An 18,727-nucleotide genomic window follows, 5' to 3' on the forward strand; every position below is an offset into this window, starting at 1 on the left:
GCCCCCGCCGACGACGCGCAGGAACGCGTCAGGGCTGCCGCCCTCGGGTGGGTGGAGGAGGACGACCCCGGCGAGCGGAGTGACGCTCCCGGCACGGTGAAGCTCCGCCGACTGCGTACCGTCCGAGTCCGGGAAGCGTCCGGCGAGAGCTCCGAAGGCCAGGACCCCGTCGCCATCGGGAAGGGCCTCCTGGACGTCGAAGCGCCAGTGCTCGGCGGCATCGACGCGCAGGTGCTCGTCCTCACGCCCCGATGCGGCGAGAAGGTCGGCACCGCCCCTGAGGTGGTCCGCGAGGGCGCAGCAGATCGGGACGGTCCCACGGCCGGAGCTCCGCCCGCGCCGGAAAATACCCGCAGTTCCCCGGGCCGAGCTGTCACGATGATCTTCGCCCCCGTCCCCGTACTCCTCCATCCCTCCAGAAGGCGGACCCATGAGCTCTCACCCCGCGCCCGTCCCGGCGGACCCCACCGTCCTGCACCCGATGCCCGGCCAGCCGCGCGTGGTGCAGTTGAAGCCGCTGGTCACCTCGCCGCTGATCGAGGCCGGGGCGTACTCGTACTACGACGACCCCGAGCACGCCACGGAGTTCGAGACCCGCAACGTGCTCTACCACTACGGTCCGGAGCGCCTGGTCATCGGCAAGTTCTGCGCGCTGGGCACGGGGGTGCGGTTCATCATGAACGGGGCCAACCACCGTATGGACGGCCCGTCCACGTTCCCCTTCCCGACGCTCGGCGGCTCCTGGTCCGACCACTTCGACCTGCTGACGGGCCTGCCCAACCGGGGCGACACCGTCATCGGCAACGACGTCTGGATCGGCTACGAGGCGGTCATCATGCCGGGCGTCCGCATCGGGCACGGCGCGATCATCAGCTCGCGGTCGGTGGTCGTCTCGGACGTCCCGGACTACGGCATCGTCGGCGGCAATCCGGCCCAGCTGATCCGTACCCGTTACGAGGACGGGGACATCGCGCGCCTGCTGGCCGTTGCCTGGTGGGACTGGCCGGCGGACCACCTGACCCGCCATATCCGTACGGTGATGTCGGGCACGGTGGCGGAGTTGGAGGCGGCGGCTCCGGGGGCGGGGTGACGCCGGGAGGGATGCGACTCAGGCGAAGTACGTCTCCGCGTCGTCCATGTCGCTGCCCGTGAGGCTGATCAACGCCTCGTACTTCTCACGTCCGAGGTAGTAGGCCCCGGTGTGGTGCGAGAGGAAGAACCGGCCGGATTCGTCGATGAGGAGCGTGGACCCGTCGTAGGTGTCGTATCCGACCGGGAAGAGCTTCGCGCCGAGGTCTCCGGCCAGTTCGGCGATCTCCTCGGCGTCGCCCTTGAACACGAGGTGCGGCGTGAAGATCGCGAAGTTCTCCGGGGCGGTATCGATGACCGCGCGGAGGGAAACGTGCTCACGGACGAAGGCGAGCGCCGCCGAGGAGGGCGCGAGGTCCACCCCGTAGGCGCGATACCGCTCGACCACGGCCGCAACGGCTTGCGCCGCTTCCGCCTCGGCATCGCGCCCGGGGTGCCATCCGGCTTCGGCCAGCCACGCGTCAACTTCTTCGGCTGTGCGAAGCACTGGCATGGTCGCCGTCAGCCGCCGAAGGTACCGGCCTTCACGCCGTCGATGAAGGCGGCCCAGTGGCCGGGGCCGAAGAACTGAAGCCCGCCGGCCGGATTCTTACTGTCGCGCACGGCCCGGCCGCCGTCTGCGGTGTGGGCGACCTCGACGCACTCGTTGGCCGATCCTCCCCCGGAGAACGACGACTTGGCAAAGGGGCTGACGACTTGCTGGCTGGTCACGATTCCTCGTTCTCCGCGGTGATGCCGTTCATGGTGTTACGGATAAAGGCGACGCTCTGATCCGGCGTGAGAGCAGCGGACCTGAGCGCGTCAAACGCGTGGACGTACCCCGCCATGTCTTCATGATCTTCCAGAATCACGCTGTTGACCAGCGTGTCCTGGACGATGGCTTCGGGCGACGCCTCATGAGCGTAGGAGAGCGCCACGAACCCGGGAGAGACTCGGGCTGCCGCCCACTCGCTCTGGGGCAGCACCTGAATGGTCATAGTGGGCTGCTTGGACATCTTGATGAGGTGTGCCAGCTGCTCGCGATGGACGGCCGGCGAAGGCATTGGGCCAGCGATCGCGGGCTCCCATATGACAGCGGCGAACCGCGCGCCCGACTCCTCGAACACCCGTCGCCGCTCCTGCCGCACCTTGACGATGCCGTGGGCTGCTTCGTCGCTGAGAACCTCAGGATTGGCCTCGGTCAAAGCCCTTGTGTAGTCCGGTGTCTGGAGCAGGCCGGGAATGAAGACGGGCTGCCAGGACCGGATGTACGTGGCGTCCGTCTCCAAGGACAAGAAGTCGCCCAGCCGCTCCAGCGTGGGCGACTGAAAGGGAAAGTCGAGCCACCAACCGCGCTTGTTGCTGTCCCGTGCCAGCTTCTCCAACCGTCTGCGCTCGAGTTCATCCTTGACTCCGTAAAGGTCAAGGAGCACGCGCACGTCCCCGATGCGTGCACTGACAGTTCCGGACTCGACTCGGCTGATCTTGGCAGTGGAACAGTCGACTGCTTCAGCGGCATGCTCTTGATCGAGGCACGCGTTGAGCCGTAGCCGCCTGAGTGTGGCCCCCAACCGTCGACTGCGCACCGTGGACTTCCCACCTGCGGGCATGGCTCCCCCTCTCCCTTCTGGCCAGTCTGCCTGGCAACGGTTCGCTCTCGCTAGCGAGTTGCCTCGTACGAGTGAATGCAAGCTTGCATTACAGAATCACTTGCCTTGCGTCTCAATCCACCCCTAGCGTGGATTGCGTCACCCCGAGTGCCGAATCCAGCACGCCAGGTGATCACGGTTCCGCCTGCCCACGACCTTGGGGGACGTATGTCCGGGCGCACAGACAGCAAGAGGTTTCGAGTCCGCAGGGACTCCGTTCCCGCCGCTCGGCGGTACGTCAGAACGGTTCTGGTCGGGTGGAAGCTCGACGGCCTGGTGGACGACGCGTCGCTCATCGCCAGCGAGTTGGCCACCAACGTCGTCGACCACGCCAAAGGGACCGGCGACTATTTCGAGTTGGGATTACGCCGCCGGAACGGCGTGCTCATCCTGGAAGTCGCGGACTCCTACCAGTGGTTGATGCCGGAACTCCGCAAGCCTGACGACGACGAGACGTCCGGCCGGGGGCTCCTCATCGTCGACGCGCTCTCCGAGCGGTGGGGCGTACGCCCGCGCGACCCCGGAAAGACCATCTGGGCGCACCTGCCCATCAGGGCTGTCACGGCCCGCGTGGAGCGGGGGTGAACGTGCGCCTGCGGGGCGTACTCGCGGCGGCAGCGCGGAGGAGGGCGGCCACTCACCCGCACGCGTCGCCCCTGCCCGCTCCCTTCGCCGAGCGGGTGCGCATCGAAGCCGACCCCGCATACCGGGACCGGCACTTCCCGGGGCTGGGCGCGGCGATCGCGCAGCGGGGTCACTGGCGCTCGGGCGAGGTGGATGCGCTGGTGCGGCGGCTGAGGTCGCCGCCATAGCGACCGAGCGGCCGACAGTCACAGGCCGGCACAAGAGAAGCGGTCCACCGACAGTACGGAGGTTCAGGAAGATGAGCAGGATGACGCAAACACCCGCCCCGTGGGGCACGGGCCGGATGGGACCGTACGAAACGGCCGTCACGGTACCGCAGTTCACGCCCGTCCTCGACCCCGAGACACAGGTCGCCCTGGTCGTAGACGCGAACGGGCGCGCGATCGAGATGGGCGGTCACGGAACCAGCACCAGCGGGCTCACGCCCACGCAGACCACCCCGGGCGACGGCTCGGGACCGGGCGGAGCGAACGACTCCGACACCACGGAGTCCTACGACCAGGACCAGTCCGGCTGATGGACGGCCGACACGGGTCGGTGCTGGTGCTGACCAACCTCGCCGATGCGACCACGGACATCGTGCTGCGCGTCCTCGCCGCACGACAGGTTCCTGTGGTTCGCCTCGACCCCGGCACCGACCTGTACGCAGGGGCCTCGCTGTCCGCCACGTACGGCACGGGCGTTCAGCGGGGTGTCCTGCGCACTGCGAGCCGACAACTCGATCTCACGCGGGTGCGGTCCGTATGGGTGCGCAGACCCTCGCCGTACGAGGGGCCTCACGGGTTGGACCCACAGGACCGCAGGTTCGCGGCGGAGCAGGCTTCTTGGGGAGTCGGAGGCATCCTCGCGTCCCTGACGGGCGCGTACTACGTCAACCACCCCTGGAGCAACCGGGCCGCCGAGTACAAGCCCGCACAGCTCGCGGCGGCGCAGCGGTTCGGGTTTCACGTACCCGACACACTGATCACCAACGTCGCTGGCGAGGCCAGCGAGTTCATCGGTCGTCAACCTGGCGGAGCCGTCTACAAGCCCGTGTGGAACACGCCGTTCCGCGTGGCCGGTCGGCCCCACAGCGTATGGGTGCGCGAAGTGCGCGAGCAGGAGATCACGGACGCCGTGGCAGTCTGCCCCCATCTCTTCCAGGCCAAGGTGGACAAGGCGTTCGACGTGCGGGTGACCGCCGTTGGCCATCAGTTGTTCGGGGCCCGGATCGACAGTCCCGATCTCGACTGGCGACACCGGCAGAACCTCATGCGGTGCGGGCCTGTCGATGTGCCCGAGGCAGTGGAGCGCTCCGTCCTCGCCTACCTCACCCACTTCCGTCTGGCGTACGGGGCCTTCGATTTCGCCGTGGGTCGTGACGGGGCCTGGTACTTCCTTGAATGCAACCCCAACGGGCAGTGGGCGTGGCAACCGCCCGACATCACCGACGCGGTCGCCCATGCCCTCGCCGGCCAACTGGAGAAAGGCTCGGACACGTGAGCACATCCGCTCAACTGCGCACCGCCCTCGCGGACGTACTGGCCGAGGACGGCACGCTCACCGACCCGGCATGGCGCAGCGCCGCCGAGGCGGTTCCCCGTGAGGTCTTCGTGGGGTCCTACTTCGTACCGGTCCCCGACAGCGTTCCGACCCGCTACCGGCCCGTGCGCCGGGGCCAGGAAGGGTGGCTCGAAGGGATCTACACCGACCGGACGCTCATCACCCAGCTCGACGGCCGCACCCGGGCCGACGACGTCAGCGACGACAGTGGCGTGGTGGGCTCCGCGACCTCGTCGTCCACCCTGCCGTCGCTGGTGCTGAGCATGTGGCAGCAGCTCGAAGTGGAGTCAGGGCAGCGGGTGTTGGAGGTCGGCACCGGGACCGGCTACTCGACCGCCCTCGGTGCGCACCGCCTGGGCGAAGACCGGCTGACCAGCGTCGAGTACGACCCCGTGGTCGGTCGTGCCGCGGCCGCCGCCCTCAAGACGGCCGGGTACGCCCCGCGCCTGATCGTGGGGGACGGCCTCCGGCGCGACCCGGACGGGGGCGGGAGCGCGTACGACCGGTTGATCGCCACCTGCTCGGTCCGTTACGTCCCCATGGCCTGGCTGCATCAGGTGAAGCCCGGGGGGAAGATCCTGGTCACCCTCTCCGGCTGGAGCTACGCCTCCGGGCTCGCGCTCCTCACCGTGACCGGCCCCGGGACCGCCACCGGGCGGTTCCTGCCCGGATACACCAGCTTCATGATCGCCCGCCCGCACGACCGGCCGCCCCGTCCCACCCTGGAGCTGCTGCCGGGCGAGGAGCGGGCGAGCCGGATCGATCCGGCGGTGATCGGGTCGTGGACCGGCAGTTGGGTGGCCCAGCTCGCGGCACCGGCGGCGGAACGCATGGGGGCGGGGGCGGAGCAGATCCTCTGGGACGTCTCCACCGGTTCGCAGGCTCGGACGGCGCCCGGGCCCGATGGAGGGTGGACGGTCGTCCAGCGTGGTCCCGTACGTCTGTGGGACCGGGTCGAGGCCGCGATCCGGCTCTGGCAGGCGGCGGGCGAGCCGCATCAGGACGGTTTCGGCGTCACGGTCTCGGCCGCCGGGCAGCGCGTGTGGATCGGTGCCGAGGACGGTCCGGGGTGGGATCTGCCCGTGTGACCTCCGGCTCGCCGCTCCCTGAGACCCGGAGCCCCGCCCACAGCCATCCCCGAAGCCGTGGGCGGGGCTTCGTACTGCCCGGACATCACCCCACGGAAGAGACCTCCCCCGTGCTGCAATGCACCGCCGTGACCGACGTGCCGTTCTACGAAGCGCTCCTCGCCCTCGCCACCATGGAAGGTGGTCCCGAGCACCCGCAGGACGTCCTCGACCAGGACGAATTCCTGCTGTGCGAGCTGGGCGAGCACGACGAGTCGGCCGAGCACGCCGCCCACCTCTGGACCGCCGACACCCCGGACGACCGGGACCTGTGGTTCCTGTGGACCGGCTCCGGCGCGCATCGCGTCTACCGGCTGGACGTCCTGCCCCTGTGCCCCGCCGTCCTCCGCCACCTGGCCACCCGAACCATCACCGTGTGCGGGTTCTTCGACCACCACCCCGGGCCGCACTCCTTCTCCGTGACCGACCCCCTCGGCGAACTCATCACCAAGCCCTGACACCGGCACAGCCACCCGCAGCCGCTAACCGGCCCCCACCGTGCATGCCACCCCGTCGTCCGTCGCCGACCCCGCCGTGCCGGCGATCAGCGCGTCCAGCCGGTCACGGGCGGCCAGGAGGGCGGCGGCGGCCTCGTCGATGCGGGCCCGTTCCCGGTTGAGGTCGGGCAGGACCGCGGAGCAGGCCGGTTCCAGGACGCGGCCCTTGTCGGGCATGCAGGGCAGCAGTTCGGCGATGGTGGCGGTGTTGAGGCCGGCGGCCAGCAGCATGCGGATGCCTCGTACGGTGACGACGTCGGCTTCCTCGTACTCGCGGTAGCCGCTCGGGAGGCGGGCCGGTGAGAGCAGGCCCTGCTCCTCGTAGTAGCGCAGCAGCCGCTGGCTGACGCCGGTCCTCCGGGAGAACTCCCCCATGCGCATGTGACCCCCGCCACGTCCGGTTGACTCTCACACCGATGTGAGACAGCAGCCTATTCCGCATGAGCGATCAGCCGGCAACCCGCCCGCAGCCCACCCCCGTCACCGTCATCGGCCTCGGCCCCATGGGGCTCGCCCTCGCCGAAGCCCTTCTGAAGAACGGCCATCCCACGACCGTCTGGAACCGCACCCCGGAGAAGGCCCGCGATCTCGTCGCCCGGGGCGCGCGCCTCGGAGCCTCCGTGGCCGACGCCGTGTCGGCCAGTCCCCTCACCGTCGTATGCCTGAAGGACTACGCGACGCTGTACGACGTGCTCGACCCCGCCGCCGGAGCCCTGGCGGGCCGGGCGCTGGTCAACCTCAACTCCGGTACGCCGAAGGAGGCGCACGCGGCGGCCGATTGGGCCGCCGAGCGCGGCGCGGGGTATCTGGACGGCGCGATCATGGTGCCGCCGCCCCTGGTCGGGGAGCCCGGAGCGGTCTTCTTCTACAGCGGACCGCCCGAGGTCTTCGACGCCCACCGGGCCACGCTGGCGAGCATGGGCGACCCCCGGCTCCTCGGCTCCGACCCCGGGCTCGCGGTGCTGTACAACACCGCGCTGCTCGGCCTGATGTACGCGACCGTCAACGGCTTCCTGCATGCCACCGCCCTGGTCGGCTCGGCGGGCGTCCCGGCGGCGGAGTTCGCCGATCTCGCGGTCAACTGGTTCCTGCCCACGGTGGTGGACGCGACCCTCGTCGAGCAGGCTCCCGACCTCGACGCGGGCCACTACCCCGGCGACCTGGGCACCCTGGAGATGAACCTGAACGCCCTGGAGCACATCACCCGCACCTGTGCGGAACAGGGCGTGCACGCCGAGCAGCCCGGGCTGATGCGGGCGATCGCGGCGCGGGCCGTCGCCGAAGGCCACGGCGACTCGAATTACCTGGCCGTGTTCGAGGTCTTCAAGAAGGCGGCGCGGGCCGCCTGATCACGGGCCGCCCGTTCCTCAGGCCCACTTCTGAGCTGCCGTGCTAGCGCAGGCACGGGCCCGCAGGCCGGCGGAGTCGTGCTCCAAGCAGTCCCCCGTGGCCACGCTCCGCACCTCCATGGCGTCGTCCGGCAGGGCAGTGGCCTTCCACTTCTGGGCTGTCGCCGTACCGCAGGCCGCCGTGTGCGGCCCGGAGGCGTCCTGGGCCAGGCAGCCGCCCGTGGCGTGGTTCCGCAGCGACGACGTACCGTCTCCGCCGGTCCGCACGGTCCACTTCTGGTAGCTGAGAGCGTTGCAGGTGAAGGCGCGGAGCCCCGCGTCGAGGCTGTCGTCCAGGCACGCGCCGGTGGACCGGTTGACGAGCATCCTTCCGGCGGCGGGGGCCCCGGCATGGTGCCGGGGCCCCGTTCCGGCTCCTTGTTCCGGGGCGGATGGAGGCAGCGCGAGGGCGGTCAGGGCGCTGCCGACCACGGCCCCGGCGAGGGCCCCGGCCAGGGCCCACGCGCGACGGCTGCGCAGTAGGCGCCGGGCCCGACGCGGCGCGCCTCCCGGGCCGGGCCCCGCTTCCGGGCCCGGGCCCGGGACGCGCGTCGGGCCGGGGGCCGCCCCGGGGGCTTCGGGCGTTACGGGCTCCGCCAACGACGGCGGCGGCGCGGGGCGTTCACCGGGTCCGGCCTGGGGCTGACTCCGCTCGGCCGCCTCCCACAGCGCCCGGTACTCCGCGGGGTCGCCCCCGAGCGCCCTGCACAGGTCGCGGACCGTGGCCCACGGAGGAACCGTCGCCCCGCGCAGATAGCGCGACAGCGACGAGTCGCTGATGGCCACGTCCGCCTCCAGCGACCGCAGCGTCCGGCCGGAACGCTGTTGCAGCGCCCGCAACGCCCCGCCCAACCGCTGGGCGGGGTTCTCCTGCCGCGCTTCGCCCCCGGCCATCGCTGCCCCTCTTCCGCTCGTCGGGCCCGCCGGACGTGCCCCGGTCAGGCCCGTCGCTGTCCCGGGACGCCCGCGTCCCAGCAGGTCAGAACCTTAGGGATCCCGACATTGGTGAAGCAAGCGGGACAAGCTTGCGATAGGTGACAGGCCATCACAGACTCTCATCAACCGCTCAGCGGCCGGGATGCGGGCGGGACCGCCCGCCCCTCTCACAGGGGTCCGGTAGTTCCCGTGACCACCTGCCCCCACCCCTTTCGTGCTCCGGGCGGCGCTGCCGCCCGGAGCACCCCTCCCCCACCGCAAAGGACTGTTCCATGCGCCTGCAACGAACCGCGATGGCCGCCGCCCTCACCCTCCTGCTGTCCCTCGGCGGGACGACCGTGGCCGGGGCGACTCCGGGCGGGGTGACACCGGCCGGGGCGACTCCGCCCGGGTTGACCGCTCCCGGGGTGACCGCTTCCGCGTCAACCGCTCCGGGGGCCGGCCCCTCTTCCGAGAGCGGGGCGCGGGTCGCCGGACTGCTGGAGACCGCCGACCGCCTGATGGGGATGAGGTACTGGGACTTCGCCGGGCAGCCCCAGGTCGCGCCCTTCGACTGGGAGACCGACGGCTGCACCGGAGTCGACACCGGATCGAAGATCATCTTTTACGATGCCTGCGTCCAGCACGACTTCGGGTACGGGAACTACGGTCCCTCCAGCCATCTCAAGCTCGACCCGTCCGACGCCCGCAGGGCATGGATCGACGAGCGCTTCCATCACGAGATGCGCCAGATCTGCATCGACCGACACGGCGGCAGCAGCACCTGCCTGGGCTCCGCCAAGGTCATCTACGACGGCGTGCGGCTCCTGGGTCACTGGCACTGGTGACCCCCGCGGCGATGGCGGGCCGGTCGCGGCCGGCGTGAGCCACGGGGCCGGGGCAGTTGACCGGTCCACGCCCTGACGGTTCCCGCCCGGCCGCCCTCGCGCGGCCGGGCGGGAGCCGTCAGCGCAGCCGGAACACCGACCCCACGAACTCCGTCAGCAGCCGCTCCTTCAGCCTCCCCGGCAGCGCGTCCAGCAGGAACAGCACCGGGGCCATCCGCTCCGGGAGCCCGCCGGTTCCGGAGTCCTCCCCCAGGCCCGCGAAGGCCAGGATGCCCGCGATCTCGTCCGGGGTCAGGGCGTCGGGGTCCAGGCCCGCCGCCAGGTCGGTGAGGGCCGGGTCGGCGGTGACCGGGGGCAGGGCGCGGGCCGAGGTCAGGGCGGCGGCCAGGTCGGTGAGCAGGGGGCCCACCCGGTCGACCGTGGCGGGGGTCAGGGTGAGGTGGAGGTTGGGCGGGAGGCCGTCGAAGGAGAGCTGGGGCTGGAGGTACCAGCCGCGCTCGCGCATCTCGTCGGCCAGGTGCAGCAGCAGGCTCAGGTCCGGGGCGGCGGACGTCCGGTCCGGGACGCCGGGGGTGAGGACCGTGAACGCGACCAGGCCCGCCTCCGGTTCGCCGAGGACGTGCACGTCAGGGGTGGCGCGCAGGCCCTCCAGCAGGTGGTCGGACGCCGTCGCCACCCGCTCGGCCAGCGCGGTGTAGCCGTCCTCCCCGATGTGCTGGAGCACCGCCCACGCCTGGGCCGGCAGCCCGGCCGACTTGGTGCCCTGCACCGTGGGGTTGACGACCGGGTAGCCGGGCCAGCCGGCGTGGGCGAAGTACTGGTGGCGGCGCAGCTCCGCGTCCCGGTAGAGCACGACGGACGCGCCCTTGTCCGCGTAGCCGTATTTGTGCAGGTCGACCGAGAGGGAGGTGACGCCGGGGACGGAGAGGTCGAACGGCTCGACCTCGCGGCCCGCCCTGCGCAGGTACGGCAGCAGCCAGCCGCCTATGCAGGCGTCCACATGGCACAGCACATCCCGCTCGGCCGCCGCCTCGGCGATGCGCGCCACCGGGTCGACGACCCCGTGCGCGTACGAGGGGGCCGAGGCGACCACCAGGGCGGTGCGGGGCGTGATGGCGGCCGTGATCGCGGTGGGGTTCGCCTTGTACGTCACCGGGTCGACCGGCACCACGACCGGTTCCAGGCCCAGATAGGCGGCGGCCTTGTGGAAGGCGGCGTGCGCGGTGGCGGGCAGGACCAGCTGCGGGTCGCTCACGCCACGGGTCGAACGGGCGTGGTCCCGGGCCGTCTTGACCGCCAGCAGGATCGATTCCGTACCGCCGCTGGTGAACGTGCCCTGCGTCCGCGCCGATCCACCGAGCAGGGCCGCCGCCGCCCCGACCAGGTCGTTCTCCAGGCGCGCCACGCTCGGGAAGACCGTGGGGTCGAGCCCGTTGACGGTGGCGTACGCGGCGTACGCCTCGGCGGCCAGTTCGTCCAGGCCCTCGCGCCCGGCGTCGTACACGTACGCGAAGGTCCGGCCGCCCCGGGTGGGGGCGTCGGCGGTGCGCAGGGCCTTCAGTTCGGCGAGGATCTCGGCGGCGGGGCGGCCGGTGGGGAGGGCGGGGTGCTCGTGGGCGCCCCCGGCGGGGGCGGGCTGCACGGCCGGGGTGCTGGCGTCGTCCTGGTCATGGGACACGGGCGGGTTCCTCCGGGGCGTCGGCGGGGTCCTCGCGGTAGCGGTGGAGCAGCCACAGGCTCGCGGCGGCGAGGAGTGCGGGCAGCAGGCTCATACCCGCCGAGATGCCGGTCAGCGCGGCGGCGGGCTGGGCGACCTCGTGGTCGGCGTCGGAGGAGCGGAATCCGGTCACCGCCAGCACCAGGGCGAAGACGCCCGCGCCCAGCGCGAACGCCAGCGTCTCGGCCGCCGTCCACAGGCCGGTGAACGTGGCGGCGCGGCGCTTGCCGGTCCGGGCGGTGTCGGCGGCCAGGGTGTCCGCGAGCAGGGTGAGCGGCAGGAGCTGGAGGCCCGCGTAGGCGATGCCGATGACCGCGACGGCGGCGTAACCGAGGGCGTTCCCCACCTGGCCGGTGAGGGCGAGGGCCGCCGCCCCGACGACGTACAGCAGTGTGGCGCAGCCCTGCGCGTACTTCGCGCCGCGCAGCCGGGCCAGCCGGGTCCACAGCGGCATGACCAGGACCAACGGGCCGATCAGGCAGGCGAAGAGCGGGGTGACGGCGGCCGGCGAGCCGAGGGTGTACGTGGCGAAGTACTGGACCCCCGCGAGCATCACGCCGACCGCGAGCGCCTGGAGGAACCACATCCCGGCCAGAAAAAGGAAGGGCCGGTTCGTGCGGGCCACGGCCAGTTGGGCGCGGAGGGAGGGTTCGGCGGTGGAGCGGGCCGCGGCGGGGGCCCACCGGGTGGTGAACCACGCGCCGAACATGCCGACCGCGAGCAGGACAGCGACGGCGAGGCCCATCAGCCGGTAGCTCGCCGAAGTGCCGCCGTCCGCGTGGGCGATGGCCGGGGCGAGCGCGCCCGAGAGGAGGATGGCCGCGCCCAGGAAGGCCACGCGCCAGCTCAGCACCCGGCGGCGTTCGGCGGGGTCGTCGGTGATCTCGGCGGGCATGGTCACGTACGGGACCTGGAAGATCGCGTAGGCGGTGGCGGCGAGCAGGAAGAGGGCGGCGACATAGGCGGCGGCCGCCAGGCCGCGCAGCGGGGGTGCGGCGAAGATCAGCGCGAAGAGGGGCGGCAGGGTGCACGCGCCGATGAGCAGGAACGGTCTCCGGGGGCCGCCGCGCAGCCGGCTGCGGTCGGAGAGCGCGCCGACGAGCGGGTTGATCAGGACGTCCCATGCCTTGGGCAGGAAGACGGCGGCTCCGGCGAGGGCCGGGGAGACGGCGAGCACGTTGGTCAGGTAGTAGAGCAGGATCAGGCCGGGCACGGTGGCGAAAGTGCCGGTGCAGAGCGAGCCGAGGCCGTAACCGATCCGCACCCGGCGCGGGAGCCCGGGGCCCGGACCGCTCTCGGTGCTGCTGCCCGGGCCGTTGTCCGGGCTGCTGCCCGGGCCGCTGCCCGTGCCGCTGTCGCTGTCGCTGTTGTCGCGACTGGCGCGGCTTTCGGTCGGCATGCCGCAGATCATGAACGACAGTTCGAGCGGAGGGCAAGGGGCCGGGGGCCGAAAGGCCAGGGGCCTACGGCGTGAGCTTCCGGCTGTAGCGGACCTCCGGGACTCTGGCGCCGTTCACCGGCCATTCCACCGATGCCCCGTCCGCCGCGAAACCGCCCCGCTCGTAGAAGTCGCGCGCCCGTGCGTTGGCGGCGATCACCCACAGCACGAGGCGGCCGTACGACCGCTCCCGCGCGGCGGTCAACGTGTGCTGCATCAGCGCCTTGCCGACGCCGGCGCCGATCCGGTCCGGAGCCGCGTAGAGGGCGAGCAGCTCACCGTCTCCCGGCTCCCGGTCCTCCTCGCGGGAAGGGCCCAGCGCCGCCCAGCCGACCACCGTGCCGGCTTCCTCGGCCACCAGGTTCAGCACGCTGCCGTCGCCGCGCGCGAACATGTCCCGGCGCGTGCGGGCGTCCTCCTCGATGGTGAGCGCATCAAGGTAGTCCTGCGGGACCATGCCCCTGTAGGCGGTCTGCCAGCCTCTTGTCCGCACGGTCGAGACACCGTGGACGTCTTCCTCGCGCATGGGCCGCACCGTGATCATGGGCCGAACCTACTCCGCGCCACAGGGGCGTGTCCTTCGCTTATTTCCCCTGTCCCCCTCAGGGCCGGGGGCGGGTTCAGGGCCAGGGCCAGGGCAAGTTCAGGGCCGGGCGGGGTGACCGGTCACTGCGTGCCCTCGTCGGCCACGCAGAACTCGTTGCCCTGCGGGTCCTGGAGGACGTTCCAGACGAGCCCGTGAATGGAGTGCTCGCCGATCACCGTCGCCCCCAGCCCCACCAGGCGCTCCACGTCCGCCGGGCGGTCGGGCGACGCGAAGTCGATGTGCAGCCGGTTCTTGACGGACTTGGGCTCGGGCACCCGCTGGAAGCCGAGGACCAGCGGCGTGGCGGGGACGATGACGAACTCGCCGTAGTCCCGCGTGTCGTCCACTCCCAGCGCCGTGGCCCACCAGGCGGCGAGCGTCTGCGGGTCGGGACAGTCGATCGTGATCATCTCCGGTGAGATTCGCATGGTCCTCACCGTACGGTCCACCACTGACAACGGGCGCTGCGCGACCCGCCACCGACGACGGGCCGGGAGCACGCGCGTGCTCCCGGCCCGCGGCCGCCGGAAAGGGCCCTCAGTCGAAGATCGGGCCCTGCGTGCGGGTCCGCTTGATCTCGTAGAAGCCCGGGATGGAGGCGACCAGCAGCGTGCCGTCCCAGAGCTTCGCCGCGTCCTCGCCCTTGGGGGCGGGGGTGACGACGGGGCCGAAGAAGGCGACCTGCTCGCCGTCCGCGCCGGGGACCGCGACGACCGGGGTGCCGACCTCCTGGCCGACCTTGTCGATGCCCTCGTTGTGGGAGGCGCGCAGCTCGGTGTCGTACGTGTCCTTGTCGGCGTACTCCAGCAGGTCCTCGGGCAGGCCGACGTCCTTCAGGGCGCCGGCGATCGCCTCGCGGGTGGGGCCCTCTTCGTTGTTGTGGAAGCGGGTGCCGAGCGCCGTGTAGAGCGGGCCGACGACGTCGTCGCCGTGCAGCTGCTGGGCGGCGGTGACGACCCGGACCGGGCCCCACGCCTTGGTCGCCAGCATCTCGCGGTACTCCTCGGGGACGTCGTCCAGCTTGTCCTCGTTGAGGACGGCGAGGCTCATCACGTGCCAGCGGACCTCGATGTCGCGGACCTTCTCCACCTCCAGGATCCACCGGGAGGTCATCCACGCCCACGGGCAGAGGGGGTCGAACCAGAAGTCGGCCGGGGTCTTGCCGTTCGCGGGGGTGTTCTGGGACATCTCTCTCCTCAGGAATGGCCTGTCGCTGCTGTGGTCCAGAACACCCCCGCGGGGCCTCCCATTCCCGGCCGGGCCGCCGCGGCCGGAACCCGATACCGGTCTCCGGAGACGCGTGCAAGGATCAATGGGTTCGAACACGACACATGACGCGCGTCACGAAGGAGTGCCCGTGCCCGGTGAAAACCTGTCCCGCGACGAGGCCCAGAAGAGGGCCGAGCTGCTGGCCGTCGACGGTTACGAGGTCGAGCTCGACCTCCGTTCCGCGGTGGGCGAGCACCAGGGGGCCGACGGGAGCGCGGAGGGGGACGACGGGACCGCCGGTCCGCGGACGTTCCGCTCGCTGACCACGATCCGGTTCCGTTCCGCCCGCGCCGGCGCGTCCACCTTCGCCGACCTGGTGGCCCCGGCCGTCGACGCGGTGACGCTGAACGGGAAGTCCCTCGACCCCGCCCTCGTGTTCGACGGGGTCCGGGTGGCGCTGGACGGGCTCCTGGAGGGCGAGAACGTCCTCGTGGTCGACGCCCGGTGCGCGTACAGCAGGACCGGCGAGGGCATGCACCGCTTCGTCGACCCGGAGGACGGCGAGGTCTACCTCTACACGCAGTACGAGCCGGCCGACGCCCGCCGCGTCTTCGCCAACTTCGAACAGCCCGACCTGAAGGCCCCCTACCGCTTCCAGGTCACCGCGCCCGAGGGCTGGCGGGTCTGGTCCAACGGGGCCGAGGAGTCGCACGAGGGCGGGGTGTGGCGGTTCGCGGAGACCAAGCCGATCTCCACGTACATCACGGCCGTCGTCGCCGGCCCGTACCACTATGTGACCGACCACTACAGCCGTACGTTCGACGACGGCTCGACGCTGGAGATCCCGCTCGGCGCGATGTGCCGCAAGGGGCTCGCCAAGCACTTCGACGCGGACGACGTCTTCCTGATCACCAAGCAGGGCCTGGACTTCTTCCACGACCACTTCGACTATCCGTACCCCTTCGGGAAGTACGACCAGGCGTTCGTCCCCGAGTACAACCTCGGTGCCATGGAGAACCCGGGCATGGTCACCTTCCGCGAGGAGTACATCTACCGCGGCAAGGTCACCTCGGCGGCCTACGAGCGGCGCGCCAACGTCATCCTGCACGAGATGGCGCACATGTGGTTCGGGGACCTCGTCACCATGGAGTGGTGGGACGACCTGTGGCTGAAGGAGTCCTTCGCGGACTTCATGGGCTCCTTCTCGATGGTCGAGGCGACCCGCTTCACCAACGGCTGGATCACCTTCGCCAACAACCGCAAGGCGTGGGCCTACCGCGCCGACCAGCTGCCCTCCACGCATCCCATCACGGCCGACATCCGTGACCTGGAGGACGCCAAGCTGAACTTCGACGGCATCACGTATTCCAAGGGCGCCTCCGTACTGAAGCAGCTCGTCGCGTACGTGGGTCGCGACGCCTTCCTCGAAGGTGCGCGGCGCTACTTCAAGAGCCACGCGTACGGCAACACGCGCCTGGGCGACCTTCTTTCGGTGCTCGCCGAGACCTCCGGCCGTGACATGACGGCCTGGTCGCGCTCCTGGCTCCAGACGGCCGGGGTCAACGTGCTCACGCCCGTCGCCGCGTACGACGGGGCCGGGACCCTGACCGAGCTGGTCGTGGTCCAGGAGGCCGCCGCCTCCCACCCGGAGCTGCGCCCGCACCGGGTCGCGGTCGGCCTGTACCGGCGTACGCCCCAGGGGGAGCTGACGCGCTACGCCCGCGCCGAGGTGGACGTGGCCGGGGAGCGGACGGTGGTCAAGGAGCTGGCCGGGGCCGAGAAGCCCGATCTGATCCTGGTCAACGACGACGACCTCACGTACTGCAAGGTCCGTTTCGACGAGGGGTCCCTCGCCACCCTCCGCGAGCACCTGGGCGACATCACCGACCCGCTGGCCCGCGCCCTGTGCTGGTCGGCCCTGTGGAACCTGACCCGGGACGCGGTTCTGCCGGCCCGCGACTTCGTCGCCCTGGTGCTGGCGCACGCCGGGCGGGAGAGCGACATCGGCGTCCTCCAGATGCTGCACGCCTGGACGCAGTCGGCGCTGGTGCACTACGCGGCCCCCACCTGGCGCGAGGAGGGCGGCCGGGCGCTGGCCGAGGGCGCGCTGCGCGAGCTGCGGGCGGCCGAGCCGGGCAGCCAGCACCAGTTGACGTGGGCCCGCTTCTTCGCGGCCGTCGCGGGCTCCGAGGAGGACTTCCGGCTGCTGGACGGGCTGCTGGACGGCACCGCCCGGATCGACGGCCTCGACGTCGACCAGGAACTGCGCTGGGCGTTCCTCTCCCCGCTCGCCTCGCACGGGGCGGCGAACGAGGCGGCCATCGACGCCGAACTGGCCCGGGACGACACCGCGTCCGGCAAGCGCCACCACGTGCGGTGCCTGGCCTCGCGTCCCTCGGAGGCGGTCAAGGCGCAGGCGTGGGCGGCCCTGGTGGAGTCGGACAAGCTGTCCAACGCCCTGGTCGAGGCGACGATCTCGGGCTTCGGGCAGCCCTCGCAGCGCGAGTTGCTGGCCCCGTACGCGGACCGGTACTTCGCGGCGATCGAGCGGATCTGGGCCGAGCGGTCCATCCAGATCGGCATGCATGTGGTGAAGGGCCTGTTCCCCGGCCTCCAGGACGGCCCGCACACCCTCGCGGCGACCGACGCCTGGCTGACCGGCCACGCGGACGCGGCTCCGGCGCTGCGCCGACTGGTCATCGAGGCCCGGGACGACCTGGCTCGGGGGCTGCGCGGGCAGGAGCGCGACGCGAGCGCCTGACCCGGGGCAAGGGGGCGCGCGGGGTGTGGTGTGCGAGCGGCGCTCGCACACCCGCCTCGCGCGCCCGCCCTCAATCCCGGCGCGACGGCCCATTTCGGTTCTCGAACGCGCGTACTTTAGGGCGGCGTTGTCCTGAATTGTCGACGGGCGTGTAACAGGGGTTAGGGCACCCTGCGCCGGCGGGAGACTGCGGGACATGACCCAGAACACCCCCCGGTCCCCCCAGTACCCTCAGCCCTCCCTCGCCCCCCGCCCGCCGGCCGACGACCTCTTGGACGTGGCGCAGCGCGTGCTGTCCGCCGCGCAGTTGCGGGCCCGGGGCGTCTTCGCCGCGCAGACGTCCGCGCACTGTCTGCCCGGCGGCCCCTGGCAGCACCTGCTGCCGGGGGTCTATCTGCTGCACCCGGGTCCGCCGAGCGGACAGGAGCGGTTGCACGGCGCGCTGTTGTACGCCGGCCGCCCGCCGGTCTCCTCCCGGCGTACGCCCCCGGGGCCCTCGGACGCGGGGTTCGGCGAGGCGATGGTCACCGGCCTCGCGGCGCTCGCGCTGCACGGCTTCGCCACGGCCCCGGACCTGGGGGCGCTGCACCGCGTCGACGTCCTGGTCCCGCGCACCCGGCGGCTGCGCTCGACGCGGTACGTGGAGGTGGTGCGGGCCGCCGCGCTGCCCGACCCGGTACGGGTGGCGGGGGTGCCCGTCGCCCCGGTGGAGCGGGCGCTGGCCGACGCGGTGGCGGGGCTGAGCGGGGCGAAGGACGTGACGCGGCTGCTGACCGAAGCCGTCCGGGGCGGGCACAGCGAACCGGCCGCCGTGGTGCGGGAGCTGAGCGCGGCGAAGCTGCTGGGGCGGCCCGCCGTGGCCGGCGCGGTGGACGCGCTGCTGGCGGAGGGGCGGGCGGTCGCGGAGGCGCGGCTGTACGCGATGGTGCGGGAGCACGGGCTGCCGGAACCGCTGTGGAACGTCGACCTGCGGCTCCCGGGCGGGCCGGAGCTGGGTGGGGTCGACGCGTACTGGCCGGAGCAGGCGGTGGCGGTCGAACTGGACACCCGGGCACCCCGGTTCGGCGTGCCGGGCGAGGGGCTCCGGGGCGGGAACAGGGGCCCGGCGGGGCCGGAGGACCCGCAGTGGTCCGCGTACGCCGCCAAGCGGGACCGTCTGGAGCGGCTCGGGGTCACGGTCGTCCACCTCACGCCGAGAAAGCTGCGCGAGGCGGTGGACCAGCAGGCGACGGTGGTGCGGACGGCGCTGATGGCGGCGAACGACCTGGAGCCGGCCGCGTACTTGGTGGTGCTGCCGCGCTGAAGGGGGCGCGTACTCGATGGCGCCGCCGCGCTCA

At 71.9% G+C, this 18,727-nt stretch carries 21 protein-coding genes; 11 read left to right on the forward strand and 10 right to left on the reverse strand.

The features are described 5' to 3' along the window. Positions 1–430: 430 nt before the first annotated feature. Complete coding sequence (locus ACLJPL_RS03035; protein WP_411079061.1) at positions 431–1,090, forward strand: CatB-related O-acetyltransferase; 660 nt, start codon at positions 431–433, stop codon at positions 1,088–1,090. Positions 1,091–1,108: 18 nt separating this feature from the next. On the opposite strand, the gene ACLJPL_RS03040 is transcribed toward ACLJPL_RS03035, so the two are convergent. Genes ACLJPL_RS03040 through ACLJPL_RS03050 form a run of 3 tightly spaced genes read right to left on the reverse strand, consistent with a single transcriptional unit; the run spans position 1,109 to position 2,678 of the window. Further along, on the reverse strand, positions 1,109–1,582 hold the full coding sequence (locus tag ACLJPL_RS03040; RefSeq protein WP_411079062.1) for an SUKH-3 domain-containing protein: 474 nt from the start codon (positions 1,580–1,582) through the stop codon (positions 1,109–1,111). Positions 1,583–1,590: 8 nt separating this feature from the next. Then, the gene (locus ACLJPL_RS03045) at positions 1,591–1,800 is read right to left on the reverse strand and encodes a DUF397 domain-containing protein (protein WP_411079063.1); all 210 of its coding nucleotides are present in this window, start codon (positions 1,798–1,800) and stop codon (positions 1,591–1,593) included. Then, complete coding sequence (locus ACLJPL_RS03050; protein ID WP_411079064.1) at positions 1,797–2,678, reverse strand: helix-turn-helix domain-containing protein; 882 nt, start codon at positions 2,676–2,678, stop codon at positions 1,797–1,799. The genes ACLJPL_RS03045 and ACLJPL_RS03050 overlap by 4 nt, the downstream gene beginning before the upstream one ends. A 207-nt stretch (positions 2,679–2,885) precedes the next feature. Here ACLJPL_RS03050 and ACLJPL_RS03055 point away from each other — a divergent pair, with 207 nt between their 5' ends. The 6 genes from ACLJPL_RS03055 to ACLJPL_RS03080 all read left to right on the forward strand — a co-directional run bounded on the left by ACLJPL_RS03055 (position 2,886) and on the right by ACLJPL_RS03080 (position 6,489). After that, the gene (locus tag ACLJPL_RS03055) at positions 2,886–3,302 is read left to right on the forward strand and encodes an ATP-binding protein (protein WP_411079065.1); all 417 of its coding nucleotides are present in this window, start codon (positions 2,886–2,888) and stop codon (positions 3,300–3,302) included. Further along, a complete protein-coding gene (locus ACLJPL_RS03060) occupies positions 3,299–3,529 on the forward strand; it encodes a hypothetical protein (RefSeq protein ID WP_411079066.1) in 231 nt (76 codons plus the stop codon). The genes ACLJPL_RS03055 and ACLJPL_RS03060 overlap by 4 nt, the downstream gene beginning before the upstream one ends. 80 nt (positions 3,530–3,609) lie before the next feature. Next, complete coding sequence (tgmA, locus tag ACLJPL_RS03065; protein ID WP_411079067.1) at positions 3,610–3,879, forward strand: putative ATP-grasp-modified RiPP; 270 nt, start codon at positions 3,610–3,612, stop codon at positions 3,877–3,879. Continuing rightward, on the forward strand, positions 3,879–4,844 hold the full coding sequence (gene tgmB / locus ACLJPL_RS03070) for an ATP-grasp ribosomal peptide maturase (RefSeq protein WP_411079068.1): 966 nt from the start codon (positions 3,879–3,881) through the stop codon (positions 4,842–4,844). The genes tgmA and tgmB overlap by 1 nt, the downstream gene beginning before the upstream one ends. Continuing rightward, on the forward strand, positions 4,841–5,992 hold the full coding sequence (gene tgmC / locus ACLJPL_RS03075; RefSeq protein WP_411079069.1) for an ATP-grasp peptide maturase system methyltransferase: 1,152 nt from the start codon (positions 4,841–4,843) through the stop codon (positions 5,990–5,992). The genes tgmB and tgmC overlap by 4 nt, the downstream gene beginning before the upstream one ends. A 110-nt stretch (positions 5,993–6,102) precedes the next feature. Continuing rightward, positions 6,103–6,489, forward strand: coding sequence for a hypothetical protein (locus ACLJPL_RS03080; RefSeq protein WP_411079070.1), 387 nt, complete (start codon positions 6,103–6,105; stop codon positions 6,487–6,489). Between the two features lie 24 nt (positions 6,490–6,513). On the opposite strand, the gene ACLJPL_RS03085 is transcribed toward ACLJPL_RS03080, so the two are convergent. Next, a complete protein-coding gene (locus ACLJPL_RS03085; protein WP_411079071.1) occupies positions 6,514–6,909 on the reverse strand; it encodes a MerR family transcriptional regulator in 396 nt (131 codons plus the stop codon). Positions 6,910–6,968: 59 nt separating this feature from the next. Here ACLJPL_RS03085 and ACLJPL_RS03090 point away from each other — a divergent pair, with 59 nt between their 5' ends. After that, a complete protein-coding gene (locus ACLJPL_RS03090) occupies positions 6,969–7,877 on the forward strand; it encodes an NAD(P)-dependent oxidoreductase (RefSeq protein ID WP_411079072.1) in 909 nt (302 codons plus the stop codon). A gap of 18 nt (positions 7,878–7,895) precedes the next feature. Here ACLJPL_RS03090 and ACLJPL_RS03095 read toward each other — a convergent pair whose 3' ends face one another. Beyond that, on the reverse strand, positions 7,896–8,810 hold the full coding sequence (locus ACLJPL_RS03095; protein WP_411079073.1) for a helix-turn-helix domain-containing protein: 915 nt from the start codon (positions 8,808–8,810) through the stop codon (positions 7,896–7,898). 314 nt (positions 8,811–9,124) lie between these two features. Here ACLJPL_RS03095 and ACLJPL_RS03100 point away from each other — a divergent pair, with 314 nt between their 5' ends. Further along, positions 9,125–9,679 carry a phospholipase A2 gene (locus tag ACLJPL_RS03100; protein WP_411079074.1) on the forward strand — a complete coding sequence of 185 codons (555 nt, stop codon included), beginning with the start codon at positions 9,125–9,127 and terminating at the stop codon, positions 9,677–9,679. A 118-nt stretch (positions 9,680–9,797) separates the two neighbouring features. On the opposite strand, the gene ACLJPL_RS03105 is transcribed toward ACLJPL_RS03100, so the two are convergent. The 5 genes from ACLJPL_RS03105 to ACLJPL_RS03125 all read right to left on the reverse strand — a co-directional run bounded on the left by ACLJPL_RS03105 (position 9,798) and on the right by ACLJPL_RS03125 (position 14,608). Then, entirely contained in the window at positions 9,798–11,321 is a 1,524-nt protein-coding gene (locus ACLJPL_RS03105) for a pyridoxal phosphate-dependent decarboxylase family protein (RefSeq protein ID WP_411079449.1), read from the reverse strand. A 25-nt stretch (positions 11,322–11,346) separates the two neighbouring features. Then, positions 11,347–12,795 carry an MFS transporter gene (locus ACLJPL_RS03110; RefSeq protein ID WP_411079075.1) on the reverse strand — a complete coding sequence of 483 codons (1,449 nt, stop codon included), beginning with the start codon at positions 12,793–12,795 and terminating at the stop codon, positions 11,347–11,349. A 64-nt stretch (positions 12,796–12,859) separates the two neighbouring features. Further along, the gene (locus ACLJPL_RS03115; RefSeq protein WP_411079076.1) at positions 12,860–13,378 is read right to left on the reverse strand and encodes a GNAT family N-acetyltransferase; all 519 of its coding nucleotides are present in this window, start codon (positions 13,376–13,378) and stop codon (positions 12,860–12,862) included. A gap of 122 nt (positions 13,379–13,500) precedes the next feature. Beyond that, positions 13,501–13,848 carry a VOC family protein gene (locus ACLJPL_RS03120; RefSeq protein WP_411079077.1) on the reverse strand — a complete coding sequence of 116 codons (348 nt, stop codon included), beginning with the start codon at positions 13,846–13,848 and terminating at the stop codon, positions 13,501–13,503. Positions 13,849–13,957: 109 nt separating this feature from the next. Next, entirely contained in the window at positions 13,958–14,608 is a 651-nt protein-coding gene (locus ACLJPL_RS03125) for a DsbA family protein (protein ID WP_411079078.1), read from the reverse strand. 169 nt (positions 14,609–14,777) lie between these two features. Here ACLJPL_RS03125 and pepN point away from each other — a divergent pair, with 169 nt between their 5' ends. Together pepN and ACLJPL_RS03135 are read left to right on the forward strand one after the other, a co-directional pair. After that, a complete protein-coding gene (gene pepN, locus ACLJPL_RS03130) occupies positions 14,778–17,390 on the forward strand; it encodes an aminopeptidase N (protein WP_411079079.1) in 2,613 nt (870 codons plus the stop codon). Between the two features lie 196 nt (positions 17,391–17,586). After that, positions 17,587–18,693 (forward strand): hypothetical protein, encoded by a 1,107-nt coding sequence (locus ACLJPL_RS03135; protein ID WP_411079080.1) that lies wholly within the window; start codon positions 17,587–17,589, stop codon positions 18,691–18,693. Positions 18,694–18,727: the final 34 nt, after the last annotated feature.

Origin of the sequence: Streptomyces sp. cmx-18-6 (assembly GCF_046548915.1) — a bacterium.
Classification (GTDB): domain Bacteria; phylum Actinomycetota; class Actinomycetes; order Streptomycetales; family Streptomycetaceae; genus Streptomyces.

Coding starts and splice junctions, on each gene's coding strand:
- tgmB (WP_411079068.1), top strand. CDS start 3,879: ATGGACGGCCGACACGGGTCGGTGCTGGTGCTGACCAACCTCGCCGAT.
- ACLJPL_RS03135 (WP_411079080.1), top strand. CDS start 17,587: ATGACCCAGAACACCCCCCGGTCCCCCCAGTACCCTCAGCCCTCCCTC.
- ACLJPL_RS03095 (WP_411079073.1), bottom strand. CDS start 8,810: ATGGCCGGGGGCGAAGCGCGGCAGGAGAACCCCGCCCAGCGGTTGGGC.
- ACLJPL_RS03035 (WP_411079061.1), top strand. CDS start 431: ATGAGCTCTCACCCCGCGCCCGTCCCGGCGGACCCCACCGTCCTGCAC.
- tgmA (WP_411079067.1), top strand. CDS start 3,610: ATGACGCAAACACCCGCCCCGTGGGGCACGGGCCGGATGGGACCGTAC.
- ACLJPL_RS03085 (WP_411079071.1), bottom strand. CDS start 6,909: ATGCGCATGGGGGAGTTCTCCCGGAGGACCGGCGTCAGCCAGCGGCTG.
- ACLJPL_RS03050 (WP_411079064.1), bottom strand. CDS start 2,678: ATGCCCGCAGGTGGGAAGTCCACGGTGCGCAGTCGACGGTTGGGGGCC.
- ACLJPL_RS03090 (WP_411079072.1), top strand. CDS start 6,969: ATGAGCGATCAGCCGGCAACCCGCCCGCAGCCCACCCCCGTCACCGTC.
- ACLJPL_RS03125 (WP_411079078.1), bottom strand. CDS start 14,608: ATGTCCCAGAACACCCCCGCGAACGGCAAGACCCCGGCCGACTTCTGG.
- ACLJPL_RS03100 (WP_411079074.1), top strand. CDS start 9,125: ATGCGCCTGCAACGAACCGCGATGGCCGCCGCCCTCACCCTCCTGCTG.
- ACLJPL_RS03120 (WP_411079077.1), bottom strand. CDS start 13,848: ATGCGAATCTCACCGGAGATGATCACGATCGACTGTCCCGACCCGCAG.
- ACLJPL_RS03115 (WP_411079076.1), bottom strand. CDS start 13,378: ATGATCACGGTGCGGCCCATGCGCGAGGAAGACGTCCACGGTGTCTCG.
- ACLJPL_RS03040 (WP_411079062.1), bottom strand. CDS start 1,582: ATGCCAGTGCTTCGCACAGCCGAAGAAGTTGACGCGTGGCTGGCCGAA.
- ACLJPL_RS03055 (WP_411079065.1), top strand. CDS start 2,886: ATGTCCGGGCGCACAGACAGCAAGAGGTTTCGAGTCCGCAGGGACTCC.
- ACLJPL_RS03110 (WP_411079075.1), bottom strand. CDS start 12,795: ATGCCGACCGAAAGCCGCGCCAGTCGCGACAACAGCGACAGCGACAGC.